General features: G+C 33.6%; 22 protein-coding genes. 8 read left to right on the top strand and 14 right to left on the bottom strand.

Annotated features, from left to right (window positions below; genetic code table 11):
• Window positions 1-71 precede the first annotated feature (71 nt).
• The gene (locus K0R77_RS04505) at window positions 72-1,364 is read left to right on the top strand and encodes an HlyD family efflux transporter periplasmic adaptor subunit (RefSeq protein ID WP_300349059.1); all 1,293 of its coding nucleotides are present in this window, start codon (window positions 72-74) and stop codon (window positions 1,362-1,364) included.
• 40 nt (window positions 1,365-1,404) lie between these two features.
• On the opposite strand, the gene K0R77_RS04500 is transcribed toward K0R77_RS04505, so the two are convergent.
• The 4 genes from K0R77_RS04500 to K0R77_RS04485 all read right to left on the bottom strand — a co-directional run bounded on the left by K0R77_RS04500 (window position 1,405) and on the right by K0R77_RS04485 (window position 5,590).
• A complete protein-coding gene (locus K0R77_RS04500; RefSeq protein WP_300349057.1) occupies window positions 1,405-2,355 on the bottom strand; it encodes a 2-oxoglutarate and iron-dependent oxygenase domain-containing protein in 951 nt (316 codons plus the stop codon).
• 304 nt (window positions 2,356-2,659) lie between these two features.
• Window positions 2,660-2,872, bottom strand: coding sequence for a hypothetical protein (locus K0R77_RS04495; RefSeq protein WP_300349054.1), 213 nt, complete (start codon window positions 2,870-2,872; stop codon window positions 2,660-2,662).
• 208 nt (window positions 2,873-3,080) lie between these two features.
• Window positions 3,081-3,548, bottom strand: coding sequence for a hypothetical protein (locus tag K0R77_RS04490; protein WP_300349052.1), 468 nt, complete (start codon window positions 3,546-3,548; stop codon window positions 3,081-3,083).
• Window positions 3,549-3,553: 5 nt separating this feature from the next.
• Window positions 3,554-5,590, bottom strand: coding sequence for a hypothetical protein (locus tag K0R77_RS04485; RefSeq protein WP_300349049.1), 2,037 nt, complete (start codon window positions 5,588-5,590; stop codon window positions 3,554-3,556).
• Between the two features lie 126 nt (window positions 5,591-5,716).
• Between K0R77_RS04485 and menD the strand changes: the two genes are divergently transcribed.
• Window positions 5,717-7,393, top strand: coding sequence for a 2-succinyl-5-enolpyruvyl-6-hydroxy-3-cyclohexene-1-carboxylic-acid synthase (gene menD / locus K0R77_RS04480; RefSeq protein WP_300349046.1), 1,677 nt, complete (start codon window positions 5,717-5,719; stop codon window positions 7,391-7,393).
• A 96-nt stretch (window positions 7,394-7,489) separates the two neighbouring features.
• Here the strand turns inward: menD and K0R77_RS04475 are convergent, their stop codons facing one another.
• Together K0R77_RS04475 and K0R77_RS04470 are read right to left on the bottom strand one after the other, a co-directional pair.
• Window positions 7,490-8,116, bottom strand: a complete 627-nt coding sequence (locus K0R77_RS04475) for an aminotransferase class IV (protein WP_300349043.1) — start codon at window positions 8,114-8,116, stop codon at window positions 7,490-7,492.
• Window positions 8,100-9,077: an aminodeoxychorismate synthase component I gene (locus tag K0R77_RS04470; RefSeq protein WP_300350428.1), complete on the bottom strand. Its 978-nt coding sequence runs from the start codon at window positions 9,075-9,077 to the stop codon at window positions 8,100-8,102. Before K0R77_RS04470 ends, K0R77_RS04475 begins: the two co-directional genes overlap by 17 nt.
• A gap of 47 nt (window positions 9,078-9,124) precedes the next feature.
• Here K0R77_RS04470 and K0R77_RS04465 point away from each other — a divergent pair, with 47 nt between their 5' ends.
• The 4 genes from K0R77_RS04465 to K0R77_RS04450 all read left to right on the top strand — a co-directional run bounded on the left by K0R77_RS04465 (window position 9,125) and on the right by K0R77_RS04450 (window position 12,025).
• Window positions 9,125-9,859: a hypothetical protein gene (locus K0R77_RS04465; RefSeq protein ID WP_300349041.1), complete on the top strand. Its 735-nt coding sequence runs from the start codon at window positions 9,125-9,127 to the stop codon at window positions 9,857-9,859.
• Between the two features lie 67 nt (window positions 9,860-9,926).
• Window positions 9,927-10,661 (top strand): beta-carotene 15,15'-monooxygenase, encoded by a 735-nt coding sequence (locus tag K0R77_RS04460; RefSeq protein ID WP_300349038.1) that lies wholly within the window; start codon window positions 9,927-9,929, stop codon window positions 10,659-10,661.
• Window positions 10,661-11,755, top strand: a complete 1,095-nt coding sequence (locus K0R77_RS04455) for an AI-2E family transporter (RefSeq protein WP_300349035.1) — start codon at window positions 10,661-10,663, stop codon at window positions 11,753-11,755. Before K0R77_RS04460 ends, K0R77_RS04455 begins: the two co-directional genes overlap by 1 nt.
• 15 nt (window positions 11,756-11,770) lie before the next feature.
• Window positions 11,771-12,025 (top strand): DUF3820 family protein, encoded by a 255-nt coding sequence (locus K0R77_RS04450; protein WP_300350425.1) that lies wholly within the window; start codon window positions 11,771-11,773, stop codon window positions 12,023-12,025.
• Window positions 12,026-12,093: 68 nt separating this feature from the next.
• On the opposite strand, the gene uvrB is transcribed toward K0R77_RS04450, so the two are convergent.
• The 3 genes from uvrB to K0R77_RS04435 are packed head-to-tail and all read right to left on the bottom strand — an operon-like array spanning window position 12,094 to window position 16,303.
• Window positions 12,094-14,085 carry an excinuclease ABC subunit UvrB gene (uvrB, locus tag K0R77_RS04445; protein ID WP_300349032.1) on the bottom strand — a complete coding sequence of 664 codons (1,992 nt, stop codon included), beginning with the start codon at window positions 14,083-14,085 and terminating at the stop codon, window positions 12,094-12,096.
• Window positions 14,086-14,138: 53 nt separating this feature from the next.
• Entirely contained in the window at window positions 14,139-15,929 is a 1,791-nt protein-coding gene (locus K0R77_RS04440) for a M56 family metallopeptidase (RefSeq protein ID WP_300349030.1), read from the bottom strand.
• Window positions 15,930-15,931: 2 nt separating this feature from the next.
• Window positions 15,932-16,303 (bottom strand): BlaI/MecI/CopY family transcriptional regulator, encoded by a 372-nt coding sequence (locus K0R77_RS04435; protein ID WP_300349027.1) that lies wholly within the window; start codon window positions 16,301-16,303, stop codon window positions 15,932-15,934.
• A gap of 108 nt (window positions 16,304-16,411) precedes the next feature.
• Here K0R77_RS04435 and K0R77_RS04430 point away from each other — a divergent pair, with 108 nt between their 5' ends.
• Window positions 16,412-17,611 (top strand): PQQ-dependent sugar dehydrogenase, encoded by a 1,200-nt coding sequence (locus tag K0R77_RS04430; RefSeq protein WP_300349024.1) that lies wholly within the window; start codon window positions 16,412-16,414, stop codon window positions 17,609-17,611.
• A gap of 114 nt (window positions 17,612-17,725) precedes the next feature.
• Here K0R77_RS04430 and K0R77_RS04425 read toward each other — a convergent pair whose 3' ends face one another.
• The 5 genes from K0R77_RS04425 to K0R77_RS04405 form a co-directional block, all read right to left on the bottom strand.
• On the bottom strand, window positions 17,726-18,883 hold the full coding sequence (locus tag K0R77_RS04425; protein WP_300349022.1) for a pyridoxal phosphate-dependent aminotransferase: 1,158 nt from the start codon (window positions 18,881-18,883) through the stop codon (window positions 17,726-17,728).
• A 1-nt stretch (window position 18,884) separates the two neighbouring features.
• Complete coding sequence (locus tag K0R77_RS04420) at window positions 18,885-19,970, bottom strand: NAD(P)/FAD-dependent oxidoreductase (protein WP_300349019.1); 1,086 nt, start codon at window positions 19,968-19,970, stop codon at window positions 18,885-18,887.
• Between the two features lies 1 nt (window position 19,971).
• Window positions 19,972-20,901: a DsbA family protein gene (locus K0R77_RS04415; protein WP_300349017.1), complete on the bottom strand. Its 930-nt coding sequence runs from the start codon at window positions 20,899-20,901 to the stop codon at window positions 19,972-19,974.
• Window positions 20,902-21,047: 146 nt separating this feature from the next.
• A complete protein-coding gene (locus K0R77_RS04410; protein WP_300349015.1) occupies window positions 21,048-21,665 on the bottom strand; it encodes a DUF502 domain-containing protein in 618 nt (205 codons plus the stop codon).
• A gap of 8 nt (window positions 21,666-21,673) precedes the next feature.
• Window positions 21,674-22,255 carry a tRNA-(ms[2]io[6]A)-hydroxylase gene (locus K0R77_RS04405; protein ID WP_300349013.1) on the bottom strand — a complete coding sequence of 194 codons (582 nt, stop codon included), beginning with the start codon at window positions 22,253-22,255 and terminating at the stop codon, window positions 21,674-21,676.
• 138 nt (window positions 22,256-22,393) lie between these two features.
• Between K0R77_RS04405 and K0R77_RS04400 the strand changes: the two genes are divergently transcribed.
• Complete coding sequence (locus K0R77_RS04400) at window positions 22,394-22,627, top strand: hypothetical protein (protein WP_300349011.1); 234 nt, start codon at window positions 22,394-22,396, stop codon at window positions 22,625-22,627.
• The last annotated feature ends 32 nt before the right edge of the window (window positions 22,628-22,659 follow it).

Genomic DNA, 22,659 nt, shown 5'->3' with positions numbered 1-22,659 from the left:
CTGTAAAACAATTATTTAGGGTAAGAGGGTAATCAAAAAAGATTACCCTCTTAATAAAATTAAAGTGAGTTTTGGATAATTTAGACAACATAGAACTTCGCTCAGAAAGCGTTCAGGATATTCTCACAGAACCACCACATTGGATGTTCCGTTGGGGAAATACGATTATATTACTCATATTATTGCTTATTCTCGGGATGAGTTACATCATCAAATATCCGGAATTTGTTCCGGCTCCTATTATTGTGACCTCACAAAATCCACCTGAGAAAATCGAGGCAAGAAGCAGTTCGAAAATTGAAAAGATATTTATCAAAGATCATCAAAAAGTAAGAAAAGGTGATGTAATGCTAGTTTTGCAGTCTACAGCACATTATGAAGATGTTTTAAAATTAAAAAAGATTGTGGACTCAATCGCTTCTGATCAATTGCTTTCTTTTCCCGTGAATGAAGTTTCTCATTACAAACTGGGTGAGCTTCAGGGAGACTACAACAGTTTTGCTAAAGCTTTTCAGGATGAGAATTTATTTACAAGATTGCAGCCTTACGCTCCAGAAAATCTTGCAGCGAATCAAAGTTTGTCAGAATCCAGAAGCAGAATTATAGCTTTAAAGCAGCAGAGAAATCTTGAAGCTGCAAAAACTGAACTTACCCGCAAAAATTATCAGAGATCACAGGAATTATTTAATCAGGGAGTCATTGCTGCAGTAGAACTTGAGGGTGAAAAACTGAAATATCTTCAGGCTCAGCAAAATTTAGAAAACATTAGTATTTCTTTATCTCAAATGCAGGAAAGTATTTCCAATCTTAATAAAACAAAAAGTGGAACTGCGATCAATACAGAAAAAGATAAAATCACTTATTCGTCTCAGACTCTGCAATTATTTGAACAGTTGAGAAAATCGCTGAAACAATGGGAGCAGACTTATCTCATCATTTCTTCTACCGATGGAATGGCGAGTTTCCAGCAGTTTTATGGTGAGAATCAATTCGTAAAAGCAGGAGATCCAATACTATCAATTTTACCAGATCATACGGAACAGCTGGTGGGAAGAATGTCTGTACCAACAGTAAATTCAGGAAAGATTATTACCGGACAAAAAGTTTTGGTTAAATTAGACAACTACCGCTTTCAGGAATATGGAATTATCGAAGGAAAAGTGCAGAATATCTCTCTTATTCCCGATGACAAAGGAAATTATTATGTAGATGTTGTTTTGCCTAAAGGTCTGAAAACTTCTTATAACAAAACTTTGAAGTTTGATAAAGAATTAAGAGGAAATGCAGAAATTGTAACTCAGGATTTAAGGCTGATTGAAAGGTTTTTCTATCAGATTAGGAAACTTTTAGGGTATCAAAGTTAGAAACAACAATAAAAAACCGGACTTTAAGCCCGGTTTCAAATTATTTTTTAATCAATCCCAATTCAATTAGTCGTTCATGTAAAAACTCTCCTGCTGTTGTATCTTCATACAGTTTAGGATGATTTTCATCTACACAGTTTTCAAGAGCATTCAATGACATTTCGCTCACCGGGTGCATAAAGAAAGGGATGGAATATCTCGAAGTTCCCCACAATTCTCTTGGTGGATTTACTACTCTGTGAATCGTAGATTTAAGCTTATTGTTGGTGTGTCTCGAAAGCATATCTCCAACGTTGATCATCAATTCGTCCGGTTCTGCAATCGCATCAATCCATTCTCCTTTATGGTTCTGAACCTGAAGACCTTTACCCTGAGAACCCATCAAAAGAGTAATCAGATTGATGTCTCCATGAGCAGCTGCTCTTACCGCGTCATCGGGTTCCTGAGTAATTGGTGGATAATGAATTGGTCTTAAAATAGAATTACCTTCTGCAATTTTATCATCAAAATAAAATTCATCAAGACCAAGATACAACGCCAATGCTCTCAAAACATATTTTCCTGTTTTTTCGAGCATCTGATAAGTTTCCTTACCTACTTCGTTGAATTTTGGAAGTTCGTCTACGATCACATTGTCAGGATATTGGCTTTTGTATTTTGAGTCATCCGAAACGTACTGTCCGAAATGCCAGAATTCTTTCAAATCACCTTTTTTAAATCCTTTTGCAGTTTCTTTTCCAAAACCTACATAGCCTCTCTGTCCTCCAATTCCGGGAATTTCGTACTTCTGTTTGGTTTCTGTGGGAAGTTCAAAGAAGTTTTTCACTTCTCCATAAAGATCATCTACGAGTTGGTCATCAAGGAAATGTCCTTTTAAGGCAACAAAACCAATTTCTTCGTAAGCTTTTCCGATTTCATTTACAAATTTCTGTTTGCGTTCCGGGTCACCCGAAAGGAAATCACGCAGGTCTACACTAGGTATTTTATCCATTTTATAGAAATTTTACGTGGGGCTAATTTACAGATTTTTGTTTATTGATCTACTGCATTTTCCAATTCTTCTAATATTTTATCCATTACTTCTTGAGTGATAAAATATATATATTGATTTTTTTCTTTATCAAATTTTTCATTTCTATCTTAAACTAATAGCTTTGTAATTTCAGGAACTTTATCCTTAAATTTCAAACGAACACAACCTCCGTATCCTTTGGGAACAATACCAATATTATCATTCTTTTTTAAAGAGACGAAATCTATTTCGCAATCTAATTTTAGATAGTTTTTAGGTGCATTTAAACTAAACATAATGTTATATTTCTCTCCAAGAATAATATCACTGTCTCTTCCAATATTTTATATATATATTTATTCCTATCAACTGGAGAAAGTTGATAATGAGAAATATCGTTATCTGATAACATTACATCCGCTCCTAAAAAAGGATATTTATTAAGAATTCCAATCTCTCTTAGTTGACCAAATATATCAAAAATCATTTTATTCATAATTCTGTTATTTTAATTTAATTGCTTTTTTATAAAAACCTAATGCTTCTTTAGGGGTAAGCTTTGTTTTATTTTCTAATATATATATACTGTAATCTTGACTTAATTCTAGCATCTTCAATAGGAATTTCTTTAATAGCAAAATTAGATAAATTTTCTGGTGAAGTATTTTATAAAAAAACCGTTCAATTCTGAACGGTTTCTAATTCTAAGAATTTTCCAATTCTTCTAAGATTTTATCCATTATTTCTTGGGTAGTAAAATAAATTACATCGTTTTTTGAATCATCATATTTTTCATTTTCATTTTGAACAAGTAGTTTTGTAATTTCAGGAACTTTATCTTTAAATGTTAAACGAACAATACCCCCATATCCTTTTGGAATAACACCAATATTATCTCCTTTTTTTAAAGAAACAAAATCTAATTCCCCATCAATTTTTTGATAACCTTTGACATCCTTTCTTCTAAAAGCAATATTAAATTTTGTTCCAATAATAAAATCAAAATCACTTCTATTATTATCTAAATAAAGTTGCTTTTCTTTATTTATTATAGGCAAATCATAGTATTTAATATCTGAATCTGAATGGGCTCTGTGCGAAAAAAGAAAGGGATTAAAAACTAACTTTTTTTCATTTAGCTTTTCAAACACTTCATTAGTTAATATATTCATAAATTTTATTTTTTAAATTTAATAATCTGTTTATAGAATTCTTGTGCTTCTTTAGGTGTTAATTTTTTAGTCTCTTCTAATAGCATATTACTGTTAGGAATAGAGTTACTTGTAATTGTTTTAGGAATATCAATTCCGTATAATTCATTAACTAATTTCCTTGCATCCTCGATTGAAATCTCCTTTACAGCGAAATTAGATAAATTTTCTGGTGAAGTATTAACAATAACTTCTAATTCTTTACTAACTCGATAATTAGTGGCTTGTAAATTTAAACCTTTTAAGTCTTTTGGTACATAAATTTGTAAAACGCCTTTTGTTCCTGGTTTAGATGAGGATTCTACTCCAAAAATAACAGCTCTTATTGGGTCAGTGGAGGTTGAAGCTCCGTATTCTATTGAGTTAACATTTCCTGTAAAGAGTTCTCCGTTTACACTTCTCGTTGTTCCTCTAAAAAGGGCTTGTATTCCTACTTTTTCCAAATCTTCTGCCATTACATTTTGATCTACTTTTCCTAAAAATTCTATAAGTTCTTCGACCGTTTTTATTTTTCTACCATTAAGGATTCTTGATAAAATAGCTGCTCCTCTTGCAATTCCTGCTCCTACTTCTGGTAGCAATCCTGAAGCAATATTATTAAGAATTATCCAAAATTCTTCATCTATTTTTTTATTAGTAAAATACTCAGCAACAAAGCATGGAATATGTAAATCTTTTCCATCTAATATCATTTTCATTGGACTAAAAGGCAACTCAATTTTATTTCCAATTTCCTTTTCATTATATGGCATTACAATAGAATTGTTATCATACCCAAATAACGCTGTTCCAACTCTATATTTTTTTTCTTTTTCCAGATAATAAGCAAAACCAGTATACCTTATATATGGATCATTAACATCATCAGAAGGTTTATAATCTTTATAATCAACATCAAATTTCCATGCTTGTTCAAGTTCTTTAATTGCCCAGTTTTTATAGCCAATTCTCGAAAAAGTAGTAATTAATTCCTTAATATATTTATTATTAAATTTTTCAAATACTTTACGGACAGATTCAGGATTTTTATTAATTTGATTGTACCACCAATTTGGATTTTTTACTCCTTTCAATAAGTTAATAATCGAAATGTTTTCATTCGTACCAGATGCATTAATACTTTTTTCAGAAAGAGAAACAAAATCTTTCCAAAGCATTTCATCTGTAAGAGCTTCTAAGACAAAATCAGGAATATTTTCATATAAGCCATCAATAATATCAGGATTACCTTTTGCCGTAGCAAAGAAATCTTGATAATAACTAGTAATTGATTTTTTAATTGATTCTGCATTAGAATCTCCCTTAACAATTCGTAAAAATTCTATAAATGTGTTAACATTTGATGTAAAGAGTTTAATAGCTACATATTCGTCGTTTAGCTTAAAATCCGTAGGATTAGATGTTTGTTTTGTTTCCGCATCTTGAAATTTTTTACCCTCTCCATCTTTATAGATAAAATTAAGATTATAACTTACCTTATAATTGTCAAAATAAATTCCAAAAGTATAAGAATTGCTTAACAAATTCTTTCTGGTATTCAATTTGGCTAAGTCAAAAGTCGCCTGAACTTTTTGCTCTCCTTTTTTATATACAAAAGGTTTGTTATTTTTAATATTACTGAATGTAGGAATACCCATCGAAGACGAACCTGAATAAATAGTTTTGTCTCCTAAAAAGTAAATTTCTGGATCAAATAAAAATGCTTCTATCAACCCTAATTTCCCTTTTAAATGTTCTGCAAGAAGTTCATAATTAATTCCACCTGTATAAAAATCTTCGGATAATGCATCGTAATCCTCAGTAGTAGGTTTGTAAAAAGCACTTTTCTTTCCAAAAGGTGTACTTAATGCATATTCATTAGAAATTTCATCAAATGTTTTGCTGGTTCTTATTTCTGCAAAAGGGTCTTTTCCTTTGCCTAATATTCCTTTGTTTAAATCATCTATGGAAATGACCTTAAACTCCGAGAGGTCATCGCTCCATTCATCATCAAATAGTTTCATATGTTGTGTTTTGAAATTAGTATTTATTTAAATATTTCTAAAAGCAAAGCTAAGTCTGGGATGCGACAAAACTTGACGCATTAAAATTTACTTTAAGAACTCAACAAAAACCACTAATTTTGCCCTATGAAAAAATATTCCTCCAAGAGAAGTATTCAGGTACTTGCCAATCTTTTTCAGCAATACGAAATTTTAGACGTTGTCATATCTCCGGGATCACGAAACGCTCCTTTGGCGATTCATTTTTCGGAATTGGATGACTTCAACTGTTTCAGTATCGTTGATGAAAGAAGTGCCGCTTTTGTAGCTCTTGGAATGGCAATAAGTGAGAAAAAACCTGTAGCAATCACTTGCACAAGCGGTTCTGCAGCAGCAAATTATTATCCTGCCGTGACTGAAGCTTTTTATTCGAATATTCCGCTTTTGATCTTAACGGCTGATCGACCAACTGATTATGTTGATCTTTTTGACGGACAAACGATCCGACAAAAGAATATTTTTCATCAGCATTCTTACGGAGATTTTGAACTGTTGGAAGATAGTAAAGACAATGCGGAAGACATCAATTCAGAGATTATTAAAAAAGCAATTGAGCTTTGTTTCGAAAAACAGGGTCCGGTTCATATCAATATTCCACTGGAAGAGCCATTGTATGATTTAGTTTCAGAATTACCTAAATTTCCCGTGGTTGAAAAAACGATTAAAAAGAAAGAATACGAAATTCCGTCAAACTTAGTTGCCGACTGGAATACTTCACAACGCATTATGCTTTTGGTCGGGACAAAAGATTACAGTCCTGAACTTGAAAATCAATTGACGCAATTGGTCAAAAATCATTCGGTTGTGGTTTTGAGTGAAGCCAATTCAAAGCTGCATCACGATAAATTTTTCAGACATATCGACCGTTATGTAACTCATTTTTCAGAGGAAGATTATAAAACCTATGCTCCGGATTTGTTGATAACAGTCGGACAAAACGTTGTTTCTAAAAGAGTTAAACAGTTTTTAAGAAAAGCACATCCGAAAGCTCATTGGCATTTGGACGAGATTTGGCAGCCGGATACTTATTTTGCTCTAACTCAAAAAGTTGAGGTAAAACCTGAAGTTTTCTTTTCTAAGTTGCTTAATTTCATTAATTTAGAACCAAAACCATATTTCAATCTTTGGGATGTCTTGAGAGATAAAAAAGATAAAAAGCATTCTGAGTTTCTGAATCTGATTGAGTTTTCTGATTTTTATTTCTTTAATAAAGCTTCGCAGAGTATTCCTGAGAATTACAATATTCACTTTAGTAACAGTTCGGCAATTCGTTATGCGCAATTGTTTGATTTCGGTAAAAGAAAAATATATTGTAACCGTGGAACCAGCGGAATTGACGGCTCGACTTCTACCGCGATGGGTTTTGCGATTAAAAATGCAAATCCGACATTACTGATTACCGGGGATCTAAGCTTTTTCTACGATATCAACGGACTCTGGAATCAATATATTCCGCCATTTACAAGAATTATGATCTTCAATAACGGGGAAGGAAATATCTTCAAAATTATTCCAGGACCGGGAAATGCCAATCCGAATACTTTAGATGAATTTATCGCCACAAAACACCATAAAAACGCAGAGTTTTTAGCCAAACATTTCGGTTTCACTTATACAAAAGTAGAAGATGACGGAACCCTTGACCGTGTTTTAGATAACTTTTACAAACCGGATGTTCAGCCAAAAATCATTGAAGTTTTTACACAAGGAAAAAACAATGCCGATGTTTTGAAAGCATATTTTAATTTTTTAAAGGAAAATTAGAGGAATTTTCAAACATTAAATTTTGGGCAAAAAAATGCAGATTTATTTAGCTTATAAATCTGCAAAATCCGCTTAATTTGCGAGAATATTTTAATTCTAAAGATCTAAATAATCATCATTTCCAGGAAGATTGGTGATTTTAGAAATCGGATAGATAAACATATCATCGAAGTCATTCAATGCATTAATCAATTGAAAATGTGAAAATTCCTTGATGTTCTGTAAAGTGATTTCTGCCTCTTTGATCTTCTTTTTCTTTAAAAGATTCTGTCTCTGAACTCCATTTAATAGGTAAGTTGACGGCGTAAACCATTCTTTTCCTTTTTGAAATAAAAGATTAGAAAAAGAAGTATCTGTAATATGGTTGTTTTTGACGATAATGATCTCTTCGGCTTTCGATTTCATCTTCATCTTTTCCAGTTCTTTACGGTCTTCAAACTTAAAGGAATAATCATAAATGTTATTCTCAACAAGCTGAAAATCCTGTATCTCAGGAATTGCGTAAGGAATCATCATGGTTCTGAATTTCTTATCCAGATCGTAAGTGAGTCTCAGTTTGTACAAACCATCTTCATCATGATTCAGATTTTTAAAGATTTTAGCCAGATCTATAGAACCTTCCTTCCCGAAATGGGCAAAAGTATCGTTAACACGTTTTTGGTGAAATTCAAGCAGGAACAATTCCTGATCTTCTACTTTGATGCTTTCAATGAATTGGGACATAAATTTTATTTTTCATTTCTTGATATTCGTCTTCTAATGTACTCATGTGGGTAATTCCGCCACCACTTTTGAAATAGAATATATCATTTTCTTTTTCAATAAAACGGATCATGACACAACTGTCAAGATTTTCACCGTCAAACCATCCGCAAACTCCGGTATAAAAACCTCTGTCAAAGCCTTCAGCTTCAAGGGTAATTTCTAAAGTTTTTGGTTTTGGCGCACCTAAAATTGATCCAGCAGGCAAAAGTTTTTTCATGACGCTACCAATTTTTCCCTGAAATTCAGGTTTTAAATTCCCTGAAATTTCAGAACTCATGGCAAACAGATCTTTTTGCTGTGTTTTAAGGAAATCAATATGTTGGAATTTATCAACCTGCACATCATCTGCGACCATACTCAGGTCATTCCGGAGCAAATCGACAACAGTATAATGTTCAGCTTTTTCTTTTTTATCATTCTTCAAAACTTCTGCGGCATTCTCCAAAGATGCATCAATAGTACCTTTCATGGGATAAGTGAGAATTTTGTTATCACTGATCTTTACGAAAGTTTCAGGAGAAAAAAATACGAAAAAATCTTTATATAAAACCTTATATTTTGCCTGAGAATGATAGAAAATTTCTTCTAAAGTAAGATTGGTTTCTATTTTTGTTTTTCGGGTATAGTTGACGAGATAAGAATTTCCTAATCTAATGTTTTTCTGAACTTTATCAAATCCTTTTTTAAAATCTTCAATCGTTTCAGGATAAGATTTCCATTCTGTTTTTTTATGGGGCTCTTCTGTTGGTTTTGTGTTTTTAAAATTTTGGAAATCAATTAATAAGCCTTCTTTTTCTAATTGAGATTCAGTGTAAATTTCAATCTGATCCACAAGAAAATCTGTTATAAAGAAAAATGGAACCTTCTGTTGTGAAAGTTCGTCCATTTCAATAAATTTTTGATGATTTGCCGAAAACATTCCGCAAAAGTAGTTATTGATGTTTACTTTTGCACAAAATATTTTCAATGCAGGAGAAATATCCACAAAAACCGGGAATCGATTTTATCTTAAAACAGGCTTTCTATTATTGGAACAAAACTTTGATGTTCCAGCTGATGTTTTCAATTATATACTTTGCCATTTTCTTAACTGTATTTTTTTATTTTTCTGAAAAATATGGAATTATGAATCAGTTTTTAGGTGCAGCTTCAGATTATATGAAAGCTGGACCAACCGGGATAGACGAATATAAAAATAGTATTGCTGTTATTATGGGAACCGAGGGTTTTCAGAATTTTTATTTAGGAATTGTTGCGGTTCAAGTTTTTCTATATCCTCTAAACTTAGGTTTTTTTCAAATTTTCAAAAAAATTGATTTAAAAGAAACGATAGTTATCGGAGATTTATTTGCCGGATATAACGGGCTTAATTTTTTCAGATACATAAGCTATTTTATTTTCTGGTTTTTCTTTTATACATTCATTGCTCAGACAATCATACTTCCTGTGGTTTGGGTGATGGTTACACTTTTTGTAGCACCATTGATGTTTTTCCAAAATAAAACCATTTTTGAGGGAATCGCTTTAAATTGGAAAGCTTTGAAAATATATTTCATAGAAATACTTGTTTGCGTAATTGTCTCAGTTTTATTTAAATATATCGGTTTTGCATTATTCTTAGTTGGCGGATTACTGACTTTGCCTTTCTGGAATGCGATGATTTATTCACTTTACAAAACCATTTTTGAGGAAAAAAGTTAAAATTCAGAATGGTGACAGTTTTCTTCTCAAAAAAAATTAAATTTGAGAAACATTAAAAAATAACACCATGTCTGACTTTAACGAATTTGACCAACAAGGTTCTGCTCCTGATCGAAATACAGGATCTATTATTTCGCATGCTTTTGAAATGTATAAAGGCGTAATTCTATACGCAGTTGTTGCTTCTATTATTTATTTTATTGCTGATTTTATCATTCAATCGATTAGCGGATTTAATTATTGGAGTAATTTCAATGACTTTCGTGATTTGGATGGTGATTATAAGGATTATAGTTATTGGAATAAACCGGGAGTGTCTACTTACTCGTCTTTTTCAGGCGTAGTGTCAATTTTAATTTCACCTCTTTTTGTAGGTTTAATTTATATTACCAATAAATTTAACACAAAAGTTGCTGTCGAGTTTTCTGATCTTTTTATTGGTTATCGTCAGAATTTAGGAAATATTCTTCTGTACAGTTTGATTACAAATATTATTTTGTGGATTTCTATTATCATGTGCATTATTCCTTTTTTCTTCGTATATCCGCTGTTTTTGATAGGTTATCCTATTTTGCTTTTTGAAAATTCTTCTGCGATGGATGCTTTAAGTAAAACATACAATATTGCTAAAGAAAATTACGGAGTATTTTTAGGTGCGGCAATTTTAGGACTTATTATCAGTGCTGCCGGAATACTTTTATGTTGTGTTGGTATAATTTTTACTTTACCCTTTATCACAATCGTAATGTATTCCACCTATTGCGCATATTTAGGAAAACCAAGACAAATAACATATAAATAATGTCACACAACGAAAAACAAATTAGCAGTGTTGTTATCAAGCAGGTTGCTTTGCTTGCTATTATTCTGATTTTAACAGCGTTAATCTGTTTTAATCTTGCACTTTTTATCCCGGCGGTTTTGGGTGCAATCACCATTTATGTAGTCTGCCGGAAATATAATTTTTATCTTCAGGAAGAGCGAAAATGGAAACCTTGGGCATCATCACTACTTTTGATGTTTGCAAGTTTGGTTATCATCATTCTTCCGATTTATTTTATTGCTGACCTTTTGATAGAAAAGCTTGGAAATGCACAGGTTTACATGCAGAAATTTAATGTTTTTGTAGATAAAATCCACAGCTATGTTTATTCTAAAACTAAATTTGATATTTTAAGCAAGGAAAATTTAGATAAAGTAAAAAATACAGCGGGAAAATTCTCAACATCTGCTGTTAGCGGAACTTTCAATACACTTACCGTTTTGATGTCTATGTATTTTATTCTGTATTTCATGTTTGAAAAACCGAGATTATTTGAAAGAATTCTAGCTTCAGCAGCGCCGCTGAAAAGAGCGAATGTTTCTTTGATCGGCGAAAAAATGCGAAAACTCATCATGGCAAATGCAATCGGAATTCCGGTCGTTGCTTTAGGACAGGGTATTATCGCTTTAATAGGATATTTTATCTTTGGAGCTCCAAGTCCTATTCTACTTTTTGCATTAACAGCAGCCGCATCTATGATCCCAATTGTTGGGGCGGCAATTGTATATGTTCCCATCTGTATTTTCATGATTGCAGAAGGTCAAATGGGACCAGGTCTTGGTTTAGCAGCATATTGTGTGATCGTTGTAGGTTTGACGGATAATATTTTGCGTTTTACTTTGTTAAAAAAACTAGAAGATATTCATCCTTTAAATACCGTTTTCGGAATCATTATGGGAATGAAACTGTTTGGTTTCATGGGGTTGGTTTTTGGTCCTATTCTGGTCTCTTTTACTCTTCTTTTGGTTCAGGTATACAGAAATGAATTTTCAGATGATGATACACCAGAACTTGAACTTTCCAGTAAAAGCAAAACAGAAGATTTAGAAAATAAAATTGATTTAATTGTTTAAAAAATGGAGCAGGGAATAGATCCGGAGATCTTGCGGGAAATATGTGTTGTAAAAATGCCATTCGGGAAATATCAAAATACCGTTTTAGCTGATCTGCCAATAAGTTACCTTGAATGGTTTCACAGACAGGGAATGCCAAAAGGAAAACTGGGAATGCAGTTGTCTACGGTTTACGAAATAAAATTAAATGGTTTGATGGATTTGCTAACGCCACTTCGGGATGGAAAAGTTGATTATCAGAAACCTACAACGAAGGTTTATAAGTTTTAAAATTTTCTATTGAAAAAAGTTTCGGCGGCACCTTTGGTGCCGCCGAAACCTTTTAATATCTATCTAAATTAACCTTTTAAAGCAGCAATTTCATCTCTCAACTGCGCAGCTTTTATAAAATCTAAATTTTTCGCTGCTCCTTCCATTTCCTTTTGTTTTTGGGCAATCAGTTTTTCTACATCTTTGGTTGCGTAGGTTGCTTTTACATCGGCAACTTTTTGTAAAATCTGTTTTTGAGTATATTTTTCGTCCGGGAAATCTTTGCTTCTTCCAACCAGATTTTCAGAGATCTTTTTATTTAATGCCATCGGAACTTTACCATGTTCCAGGTTGTATGCCATCTGTTTTTGTCGACGATATTCGGTTTCATCAATAGTTGACTGCATTGATTTTGTGATTTTATCAGCATATAAAATAGCTCTTCCGTTCAGGTTTCTTGCAGCTCTTCCGACCGTTTGAATCATTGATCTTCTGCTTCTTAACATTCCTTCTTTATCTGCATCAAGAATTGCTACAAGTGAAACTTCCGGTAAATCTAAGCCTTCTCTCAACAAATTGACACCAATTAAAACATCAAAAATTCCAAGACGGAGATCCTGCATGATTTGAATACGTTCCAAAGTTTCAACATCCGAGTGAATATACCTTGTTCTGATTCCGAATTTTGTGAAGTATTTAGTCAATTCTTCAGCCATTTTCTTGGTCAAAGTTGTCACCAAAACCCTTTCATCAATTTCAGCACGTTTTCTGATTTCCTCCATTAAATCATCAATCTGATTTAAAGAAGGACGAATTTCTATAATTGGATCTAAAAGTCCGGTCGGACGAATTATTTGTTCGATATATTCTCCACCCGTTTTTTCCAATTCGTAATCAGCAGGAGTTGCAGAAACGTAAATTACCTGATTCTGAATGGCTTCAAACTCTTCAAACTTCAACGGACGGTTATCCATCGCGGCAGGAAGACGGAATCCGTATTCCACCAAAGCTTCTTTACGACTTCTGTCACCACCGTACATTGCATGCACTTGCGGAACGGTAACGTGACTTTCATCAATAACCATTAAATAATCTTTCGGAAAATAATCTAAAAGACAGAAAGGTCTTGATCCGGGAAGTCTTCCATCAAGATAACGAGAATAGTTTTCAATTCCTGAGCAATAACCCAATTCTTTGATCATTTCAAGATCGAGTTCAGTTCTTTCCTGAAGTCTCTTTGATTCTAAAGGTTTTCCGATTTCAGAGAAAAAATCGACCTGTTTTACCATGTCATCCTGAATATTTCTGATGGCTCCATTCAAAGTTTCTTTTGAAGTGACAAAAAGGTTTGCCGGGTAAATCTGAATCTGATCAAAATTTCCTGTAGTGTTGCCGGAAACGGGATCAAAACTCTGGATTTTTTCAATTTCATCTCCAAAAAATTGAATTCTCACTCCGTTATCAGCGTAAGCAGGGAAAATATCTACCACATCACCTTTCACGCGAAACGTACCTCTTGAGAAGTCTGCCAATGTTCTGGAATATAATGCATTAACTAATGAATGTAAAAGTGAAGTTCTTGTTGTCTTTTCACCAATTTGCAGTGAAATTAAAGACTTGTGAAACTCGGCAGGATTTCCAACACCATAAATACAGGATACCGAAGCTACAATCAAAACGTCTCTTCTTCCTGACAGTAAACTTGCAATCGCTGAAAGACGAAGTTTTTCTACTTCTTCGTTGATGCTTAAATCTTTTTCAATATAGGTTCCTGAACTTGCGATATAGGCTTCTGGTTGATAATAGTCGTAGTAGCTTACAAAATATTCAACAGCATTTTCCGGGAAGAATTCTTTAAACTCCATGAAAAGCTGAGCCGCCAAAGTTTTGTTGTGAGCTAAAACTAAAGTAGGTTTCTGAGTATTGTGAACAACATTGGCAACCGTAAATGTTTTACCGGAACCCGTCACCCCAAGTAAAGTCTGATATTTTTCACCGATTTCCAAACCCTCGGTCAGTTTTTTGATCGCTGTTGGTTGATCACCAGTTGGTTTATATTCTGATTGAAGATTAAATTTCATACATCAAATTTATGAAATAAAAAAGAGTCCGAAAACGAACTCCTGAATATAATTTATTGTGTTTTTTTGGCGGATTCAAATGTCATTGTTAATGGTAAACTGAATGTTGTCTTTACAGGTTTACCATTGTCTGTTGCGGGTTTCCATTTTGTTTTGGCAACTACTGATTTTACTGCACGTTCTGATTCGTCGTTAAATATTTTGCTATCTCCTGTTGCTACTACTTTATCAACACTACCATTTTCATCAATTACAATATAAACTGCTGACTTTACAGTTCCTTCGTCACCTTTAAAAACAGAGCCGTCAAAATTTTGGGCTACTTTGCTTCTCAATATATTCATGCCTTCGGGAAATGATGCCTGTACAAAATTTGCTGATGGAGGATGTGGAGGCGGAATGGAAAGATCCTTATCTTTAGTAGAGTTCTGTTTTAATACTTTTGCTTCTGCATCTCTTTTAGGTGTAATTGTATCCTGTGAGAATGATTTTCTACTAATTGGAGGAGTTATATCAGAACTTACGAAAGCCATAACCGGATTTTTTTCTTTAACGTATTTTTTAAAATAAGAATTGGTCATTAAAGTCACAGAGAATGGCTTTGAACTGCTTTCGGTTATTGAATAATATGAAAAGTCTGAGCTTTTATATTTTGCCAGTTCCGTATTACTAACTTGTCTACCGTTAATCACTGCTAAATATTTTTGTGCATTCGAAAAATCATTAATCTGTTTTTCTGTGGGAACTATTTTTTTATAATCAGACAGATTTAAAAATATAATAGGCTGTTCGTTCTGCTGCTGATTGCTAAGTTTGGCATAGAGTTCAGCAAGTTTCTGTTTCTCTTCATCTGAAATTTTCTTTTCAAATTCAGCATATTCCTTCTTTTCAATTAGTTCTGAGTATTTAGATAATATCTTTTTAAACTCAGTATATGGATCATCAGAAAGTATATTGCTTTCAACTAAATTTTCTGACGATGAATCATTCGCGTAAACTTTTTCTGCAAAGAGTACAGCCAAAACTGCAAATGCAGGAATTGCCAGATATTTTTTTGCTTTTGCAAATTTTGAATTTCTTTTGGTCATCATAATAAATCTTTTTTTGGTGTTATTGAAATTGAATTGGTGGGTTAGGTTTAAATTTTGCTGCTTCAAAACCTCGTTAAGAATTAATTCTTGGTAGTTTTTAATATCTTCATTTTTGGTAATAACTTCTTCATCGGCTAAAAATTCGTGATTGGTTATCATTGCATTTTTATAGAGATAAATAAATGGATTAAACCATGAAAATGCTTTTAAAACTTCGACAAGAAGGACATCAAATGAATGTTTTTGTTTCACATGAATTTCCTCGTGAAGAAAAATCCTTTCGTCAATTTTTCTGTCTTTGAAATAATTTTCAGAAAGATAAATGATGTTTAAGAAGCTGAATGGAGCAATCTCTTTGTCAAGTAAAACAACAGCTCTGTTCTGATAAATAATTTTTCTGCCTTTTAAACTTTTAATTTTTATAATTGAATACAAGATTTTCAGAATCAATATTCCTAAAATTACGAAGTACCCAATCCATAATAATTGGATGTAATCAAAAGCTTCTGTTTGAGCTTCAATCGGAGTCTGTAAAATCTGCTGCGGAATTTCCTGCTCAAAAATAATAGTTGGCTTCCTGTCTTCAATTTGTGGTGTCTCAATTGTCACAAAAGGAATTGAATATGAGAAAACTAACCCCAATAATAAATAAAATCGATTGAATGTAAATGTCTTCTCTTTTGCCAAGAATAAATAGTAAAGACCAAGTACAATTCCTGAGCAAAGAATTACTTTTAGAATGATCGTTTCCATGATTATTCTTTTATTTCTTTGTCAATAATTTCACGAAGTTCCTTCAATTGCTTTTGACTCAATTTCGTATTTGATGTAAAAAATGATGCAAATTGAGTTACTGAACTGTTGAAAAAACGGTCAATCATTGAAGTCATTTCCTCTTTAAAATATTCGCTTTTTTTCACTTTGGGAAAATATTCTCGCGAATTTCCGTACAATGTGTAACCTACCAAATCTTTGTTCTGCATTCTCTTTAGTAAAGTTGCAACAGTTGTAGATGCCGGTTTGGGTTCGGGGTAAGATTCAAGAATTTCTTTCATGAAAAGTTTTTCTTTTTCCCAAAGCATTTCCATGATCACTTCTTCAGAATCTGTCAGTTTTATTTCTTTCATGTTCTACGTTTTTGTATTTCGTTCTACAAATGTAGAATAAAAATTTAATCTGACAATTTTTTGTGGCATTATTTTTACACTTGTTTCGTAACCACTTAAATATTAGTTATGAAAAAGTTACTCTTACCCATTTTATTAGTTTCAGCAACAATGATTGTTTCATGTCAGGGAAAAGGCAAACCCAGCGAACCTTCAGCAAATCAAGAAAAAGCAAATACAAGCTACAAACCGGCTTTTGAAGGTCAAACCCGAATCTCTACGGTAAAAACATCAACTCCTTACAATGTTGAAGTTTTAAATAAGGATTTAGGAAGACCTTGGGGAATTATTAATTTGCCTGACGGAAAATTTTTGATTACAGAAAAATCGGGATTTATGAATATCGTTTCGGCAGACGGAAAACAGATTTCTAAAATCGAAGGTTTTCCGAAAGTGGATGATAAAGGACAGGGCGGAATGCTTGATGTCGCTTTGGATCCTGATTTTAAAGCTAATCAAATGATTTATTTTAGTTTTTCTGAGCCTTTTGGTGACGGAAACCTTACTTCGGTTGCCAAAGGGAAATTTTCTTCTGATATGAAAAAAATTGAAGATGTAAAAGTGATTTTCCGTGCGACACCTTCTTACGATGGCGACAAACATTACGGAAGCCGTCTTGTTTTTGATAAGAACGGAAATTTGTTTGTAAGCACGGGTGAAAGATCTGATAAACAAACCAGAGTTTATGCTCAAAAGACGGATAATTATTTAGGTAAAATTTTAAAAATTACCAAAGATGGGAAACCTGCTCCGGGAAATCCATTCGTTGGAAAAGATGGTTACAAACCTGAAATTTATGCCTTTGGAATCAGAAGTCCACAAGGTTTAGCTTTAGATGAAAAAGGTCAGCTTTGGGATATTGAAATGGGACCGAGAGGTGGAGATGAAATCAATCTCATTCAACCCGGGAAAAACTATGGTTGGGGCGATGTGACTTACGGAATTGAATATTCCGGAGAAAAAATCAACAACGGAACGACGCAGAAAGAAGGAACCGAACAGCCTGTTTATTATTGGGATCCTGTAGTTTCGCCAAGTGGTGTTACTTTCTACACCGGAAATATTGAAGAATGGAAAAATAACTTGTTTATTGCCTGCTTGAGCGGACAACACATTAACAGAATTGTGATGAAAGACAATAAAGTTGTAGGAGAAGAACGATTGCTTTTAGACCAAAAAGAAAGATTCAGAGATGTTTTGAATGGATCTGACGGTAACCTCTACGGAATTACCGACAGCGGAAAACTGTACAAGATTTCTAAGAAGTAATTTAAGTCCCGAAGGGACGACCTAATAAAGGATAGGATGCAATCCTATGAATATATATCATAATAAAATAGAGGCTGCAAAATCTAAGATTTTGCAGCCTCTTTAAATTTAATTCTAAAAACTTTTAATAATCCTGCTCAAACCCTCTTCTAAAATTTCTCTGGAAGTAGAAAAACATATTCTGATGTGACCTTCCGCTCCTTTTCCAAACCAGCGTTCAGAACCGGGAACAACGGCAACTTTTCCTTGCTGTAAAACGTGTTGAGCAAATTGGTCACTCGACATTCCGTTTTCAATTTTAGGGAAAATGACAAAAGTGGCTTCCGGAAGATTCGGAGATAAAACTCCTGAATTGCTCAAAATGCTGTGAGCCAAATCTCTGTTATGCTGAAGATGAGTAAGGAAATCGTTAAACCAAGGTTTTGCTCTGTCGATCGCCACACTTCCTGCAATTTGTGACAAAGTGGAAACACCTTCAATAGTAGAATTAAAGTGAGATTTTTCTGTGAAATCTTCTAATAATTCCTGATCATTACATAAAACCGCGCCGATTCTTAAGCCTGCAATTCCAAATGATTTTGAAAATCCAAACACGGTAAAACTTTTCTTTTTAGCTTCTTCAGAAACTGATGAGTAAGTATTGAATTCTCTTTTATCGTATACAATATCGCTCCAAATTTCGTCACTCATTACCCAAAGATTATGAGCAGCTGCAATCTCAGAGATTTTCTTCAAAATTTCTTTTGAATAAACCCTTCCAACCGGATTATGAGGATTACAAATGCTGATTAATTTGGTTTTAGGACCAATTAAGGAAACCAACATCTCAAAATCAATATCTCCTGTTTGAGAATCTACGGGACATAATTTCAAAACTCCGCCAACTGCATCGACCGTTTTTTTAAACAAAAAATCAACCGGATCAAAAATAATCGCATCGTCGCCGGGATTTAAAACATATTTAGCAACCATAAACATTCCCATCGCTGCACTATTGACCGCCAATACATTTTCAGGAGTAAAGTTTCCATTTTTTCCTGTGTTGAAGTGCTCTGCAACGCTTTTTTTAAATTCAGGCAAGCCGGAAAACGGTCCGTAGCTCAGGTATCCGTCTTTAATATATTCAATAATGCCTTGCTCGATCTCGGTAGACATTCTGAAATCCGGATCAGCAGCAGTCAGAGGAATAATTCCGTCTTCCAAAGTCGCCCATCTTCCGTTGTAAGCCTTTTTTTTGAGAGCCTCAAAATTTATATCAGTATTATTAAACATATTATTTGTAAGAGATTGGTAAGGTGTCTTTTGGTTGTTGGTTTATAGGTAATAGAAATTGCTCAAGCAAAATTCTGCCATTTTTAATGTGAATTTCTATTTCCGGTTTTCTTTCCTGCTCGTATTTTTCAAAGGTTTCCTGCAAGTTTTTATTTTCTAATAAAAGCTGCGTCAGAATATAAGAATCTTTTAAAGCAGAAGTTACACCCTGACTTGTAAAAGGAATCAGAGGATGTGCGGCGTCACCTAAAAATGCAATGTTCTTATGATGAAAAGGATTCAATTTTTCCAATTCATAGACTCTCCAGATATGCGCATTTTCGTAGCTTGATTCTTTGACAATTGAAGAAACCAAAGGGTTCCAGTCTCCGAAATGATCAAGCATAAATTGTCTGATGCAGTCCGCAGTGTAATCTTCATTAATGAAATAACGGGTGATGTCAAACTGGCAATACCATAAAATTTTGGTTGGAGACAGTTTTAAAACTCCGAAAGTTAATCCGCCGTTTTCATGGTGAAATTTATGAAAGTTACCTTCAATTTGGCTGGCAATTTTTTCATTCTCAATGATGTTAACCACTTCATTTTCCCTTACCGCTTTCATCACTTCATCCTGAAAGATTGCTCGTCTGATTCTGCTTCGGGAACCATCTGAAGCAATTACAACATCAGCTTGTAATTTTGTATTGTCTTCAAATTCCAACTCTGCTTTTCCTTCAGAAAAACCTGTAAGATTAAGCGTATTTTTATACGAAATTTTGTCCGCTGGAATATTTTGACTTAAAACTTCAATTAAAGTACTTCTCGAAATCACAAAAACATTGTCTAAATCTTTTTCGGAAAGCACATTTCCGTTGTGACAGTAATGGATATATTTTTTTAGAAAGCTTCCTTTCGTGTAAAGCTCATCAATATCAATGATCTGCGAAAGAAATTCAATTCCTTCTTTTGGAAGGATAAATCCGTGACCTTTTAGATCATCTTTTGTTCGTCTCTCGTAAAGATGGTAATCGATATTATTTTTTTCTAAATAATTGGCCATGCTCAATCCTGAAACTCCGGCTCCTACAATTGCAACTTTGCCCATTTTAATTAGAATTAGAATTTAAAATCCAAAGATCACCATTTTTAATTTCTTTGCGCTCCAATTTATTTTCAGTGCTAAGATTTAATAAAAACTCCTGTGATTTTTCAAAAGAAATATTAGAAAGTACAGCAAATTCCTGTGTGGTCAGCGTTGGATAAACTGCAAACAAGTTTTCCCATTCTGCAGAATATTTGTTCTTCTTGGCTTCGCGATCGATCTTTTTTACTCTTTTCTCAAATTCTTCGTAAGGTTTGAAACCATATAGAATATCTAACATCTCGTCGTCTTTTACAAAAATCAACGTAGGAAATCCTCTTACACCCAATTGTTTTCCAAGATCAAGATCTTTTTTAAACTCAATCTGTGCTTTAGATTCATAATCTTCTTTCCATTGTACAACATCTAATTTTGCCATCTTTGCGGCTTTTTCAAGATGTTCAGTTTTGGTGATATTTAATTTATCAAGAAAAACCATTTCACGGATGATCCTTAAAAATATGATTGCTTTTTTCTGATCCTGCATTTGTGCAGCTTTGAAAGCTATTGACGGAGGATATGATGAGTTTAAAGGATCTTCAAGCCAAACGCTGCCATCGATTGGCATTTTGTAGTGCGGGCTAACTTCTTCCCAGTGTCCTGCAACATCACTCGGTTTGCTGATTCCGCCTGAGTTATAAATGTCCCAGGAAGGTAAAAGACCGCCCATGCGATATTCAATATCTACAGCTGAGCCATATTCTAATTTAAATTTTCTGAGCTGAGCCTCAATTCCCCAACATGATGAGCAGATAGGATCTGTGTAATAAATAATTCTGATCTTATCAGATTTCACTGCTTCAAATTCAGCAGCAGAAGTTTCGTTTGCGGGTGTTTCCAGAATTTCACACACACCTTTTTCGTAGTCACAATTGAGAAGGGGATTGTTGTTCATATGATTAAAATGATTAGAATTTAAAAAATTAAGAAGAAAAGACAGAATAGTCATTAAAGTAATATCCATCGTATCGAGAATTTTGATTTAACATAATATTAAAGAGAATATTGATGAGACATCAACATAGGGTTATTATGAAATCTTTATTCCGGAGCTTTGAATATATTTTCGTCAGAATGAAAACCTGCTACACCACCACTTACAGCAAATTTCATTGCAGTAGCTGCAGTCATTCCTATTACAGGTTTGATATTTTTTTCTTCGGTGATGATTACCCATCCCGAAATTGCGTAAGAATGGGGAAGATAGACTGCCACAAAATTGTGCTTGTCTACATCCGCCATTTCTTTTTGAGTCAGAAACCCTATTCTCCAGATTTCCGGATTTTCGTTGGTTTTTACCCAAACGGGATCGTTGAATTTTTTCTTATCACCTACGAATGAAGACATTACGTCTTTTGTGGGAGAGTAAATGTGTTTTATTCCGGGAGTTCTTTCTAAAATACGGTCAATTGCATCTACAAAAAATCTTCCGACTACGAATTTGTTGCCGAGATAACCCAATATTGCGGTTATAAAAATCGTGGAGATAAAAACCAATCCCGGAATTTCTTTTGCTAAAGAAGGAATGATGTTGTCGATAGAAGAAATAATATACCAAATTACAAATATTGTCAATCCGATAGGACCAATAATCAAGAGCCCCTGAAAAAAGTTTTTCAGGAAAAAATTGGTCAGATTTTCAAATGTAAGTTTTTTCAATGTTATTTTTATCCGTGTATGGTTTCTTTATTTCCGTAAGATTTGATGATTTTAGCCTCATATTCAAGCCATTCTTCCCAACGTTTGTTTACTTTCTCGGGATCACCAAGTTGTCTTGCAAAGCCGATGAATGTTGTATAATGATTGGCTTCGGAAATCATCAGTTCTTTATAGAATGTTTTTAGTTCTTCGTCTTTTATATTTTCTGTTAAAACTTTAAATCGCTCACAACTTCTCGCTTCAATCATTGCCGCAAAAAGCATTTTGTCAACAATTAAAGTATCTCTGTGCCCGCCTTTTTGAATAAAATTCACCAATTCGTTGACGTAATCATCTTTTCTTGTGCGACCAAAAGTGTAGCCTCGTTTTATGATAATTTCTAGAACCTGACCAAAATGTTCAAGCTCTTCCTGAGCAATTGCCAAAAGTTCTGTTACGATGTCCGGGCGTTCCGGAAGCATTGTAATAAGCCCGATCGCATTGGTTGCAGCTTTCTGTTCGCACCATGCATGATCGGTTAAAATTTCCTGAATGTTGTCCTCCGCAATATTTGCCCACCTCGGATCGGTAGGAAGTTTCAACTTAAACATGATTTAAAAATTTCGGTAAATTTAATTAATAAAATTAACATTCAATAATTCTAATTTTTATTTGCAAAAATTTCTACAAGTGTAATCATCTATGGCACAGAGTTGGATTAAAGTAAAGCAACATTAAAATCTTAAATCATGAATATTACATTACTTACAAAAAAATTGCAAAAATTTGCATTTACAATTCTTACTTTATTTTTCGGTATCATGGCATCGGCTCAGGATACTGTACCTGTGACGACTTCTACCAAAACCACAACAACTGAAGAGTGGTACATGGATCCTACTTATCTAATTATTGGAGGAGTTGTTCTTATCATTGTAATTGCACTACTCGTACGAGGCGGAGGAAGAGGTACAAGAGATTAGGCTTTGAAATTTAAAATATTGCCGCTCAGTAA

The sequence above is a fragment of the Chryseobacterium sp. genome (genome assembly GCF_029240215.1).
In the GTDB taxonomy this organism is placed as follows: Bacteria; Bacteroidota; Bacteroidia; order Flavobacteriales; family Weeksellaceae; genus Chryseobacterium.
This window is presented reverse-complemented; position numbering and strand designations above follow the sequence as displayed.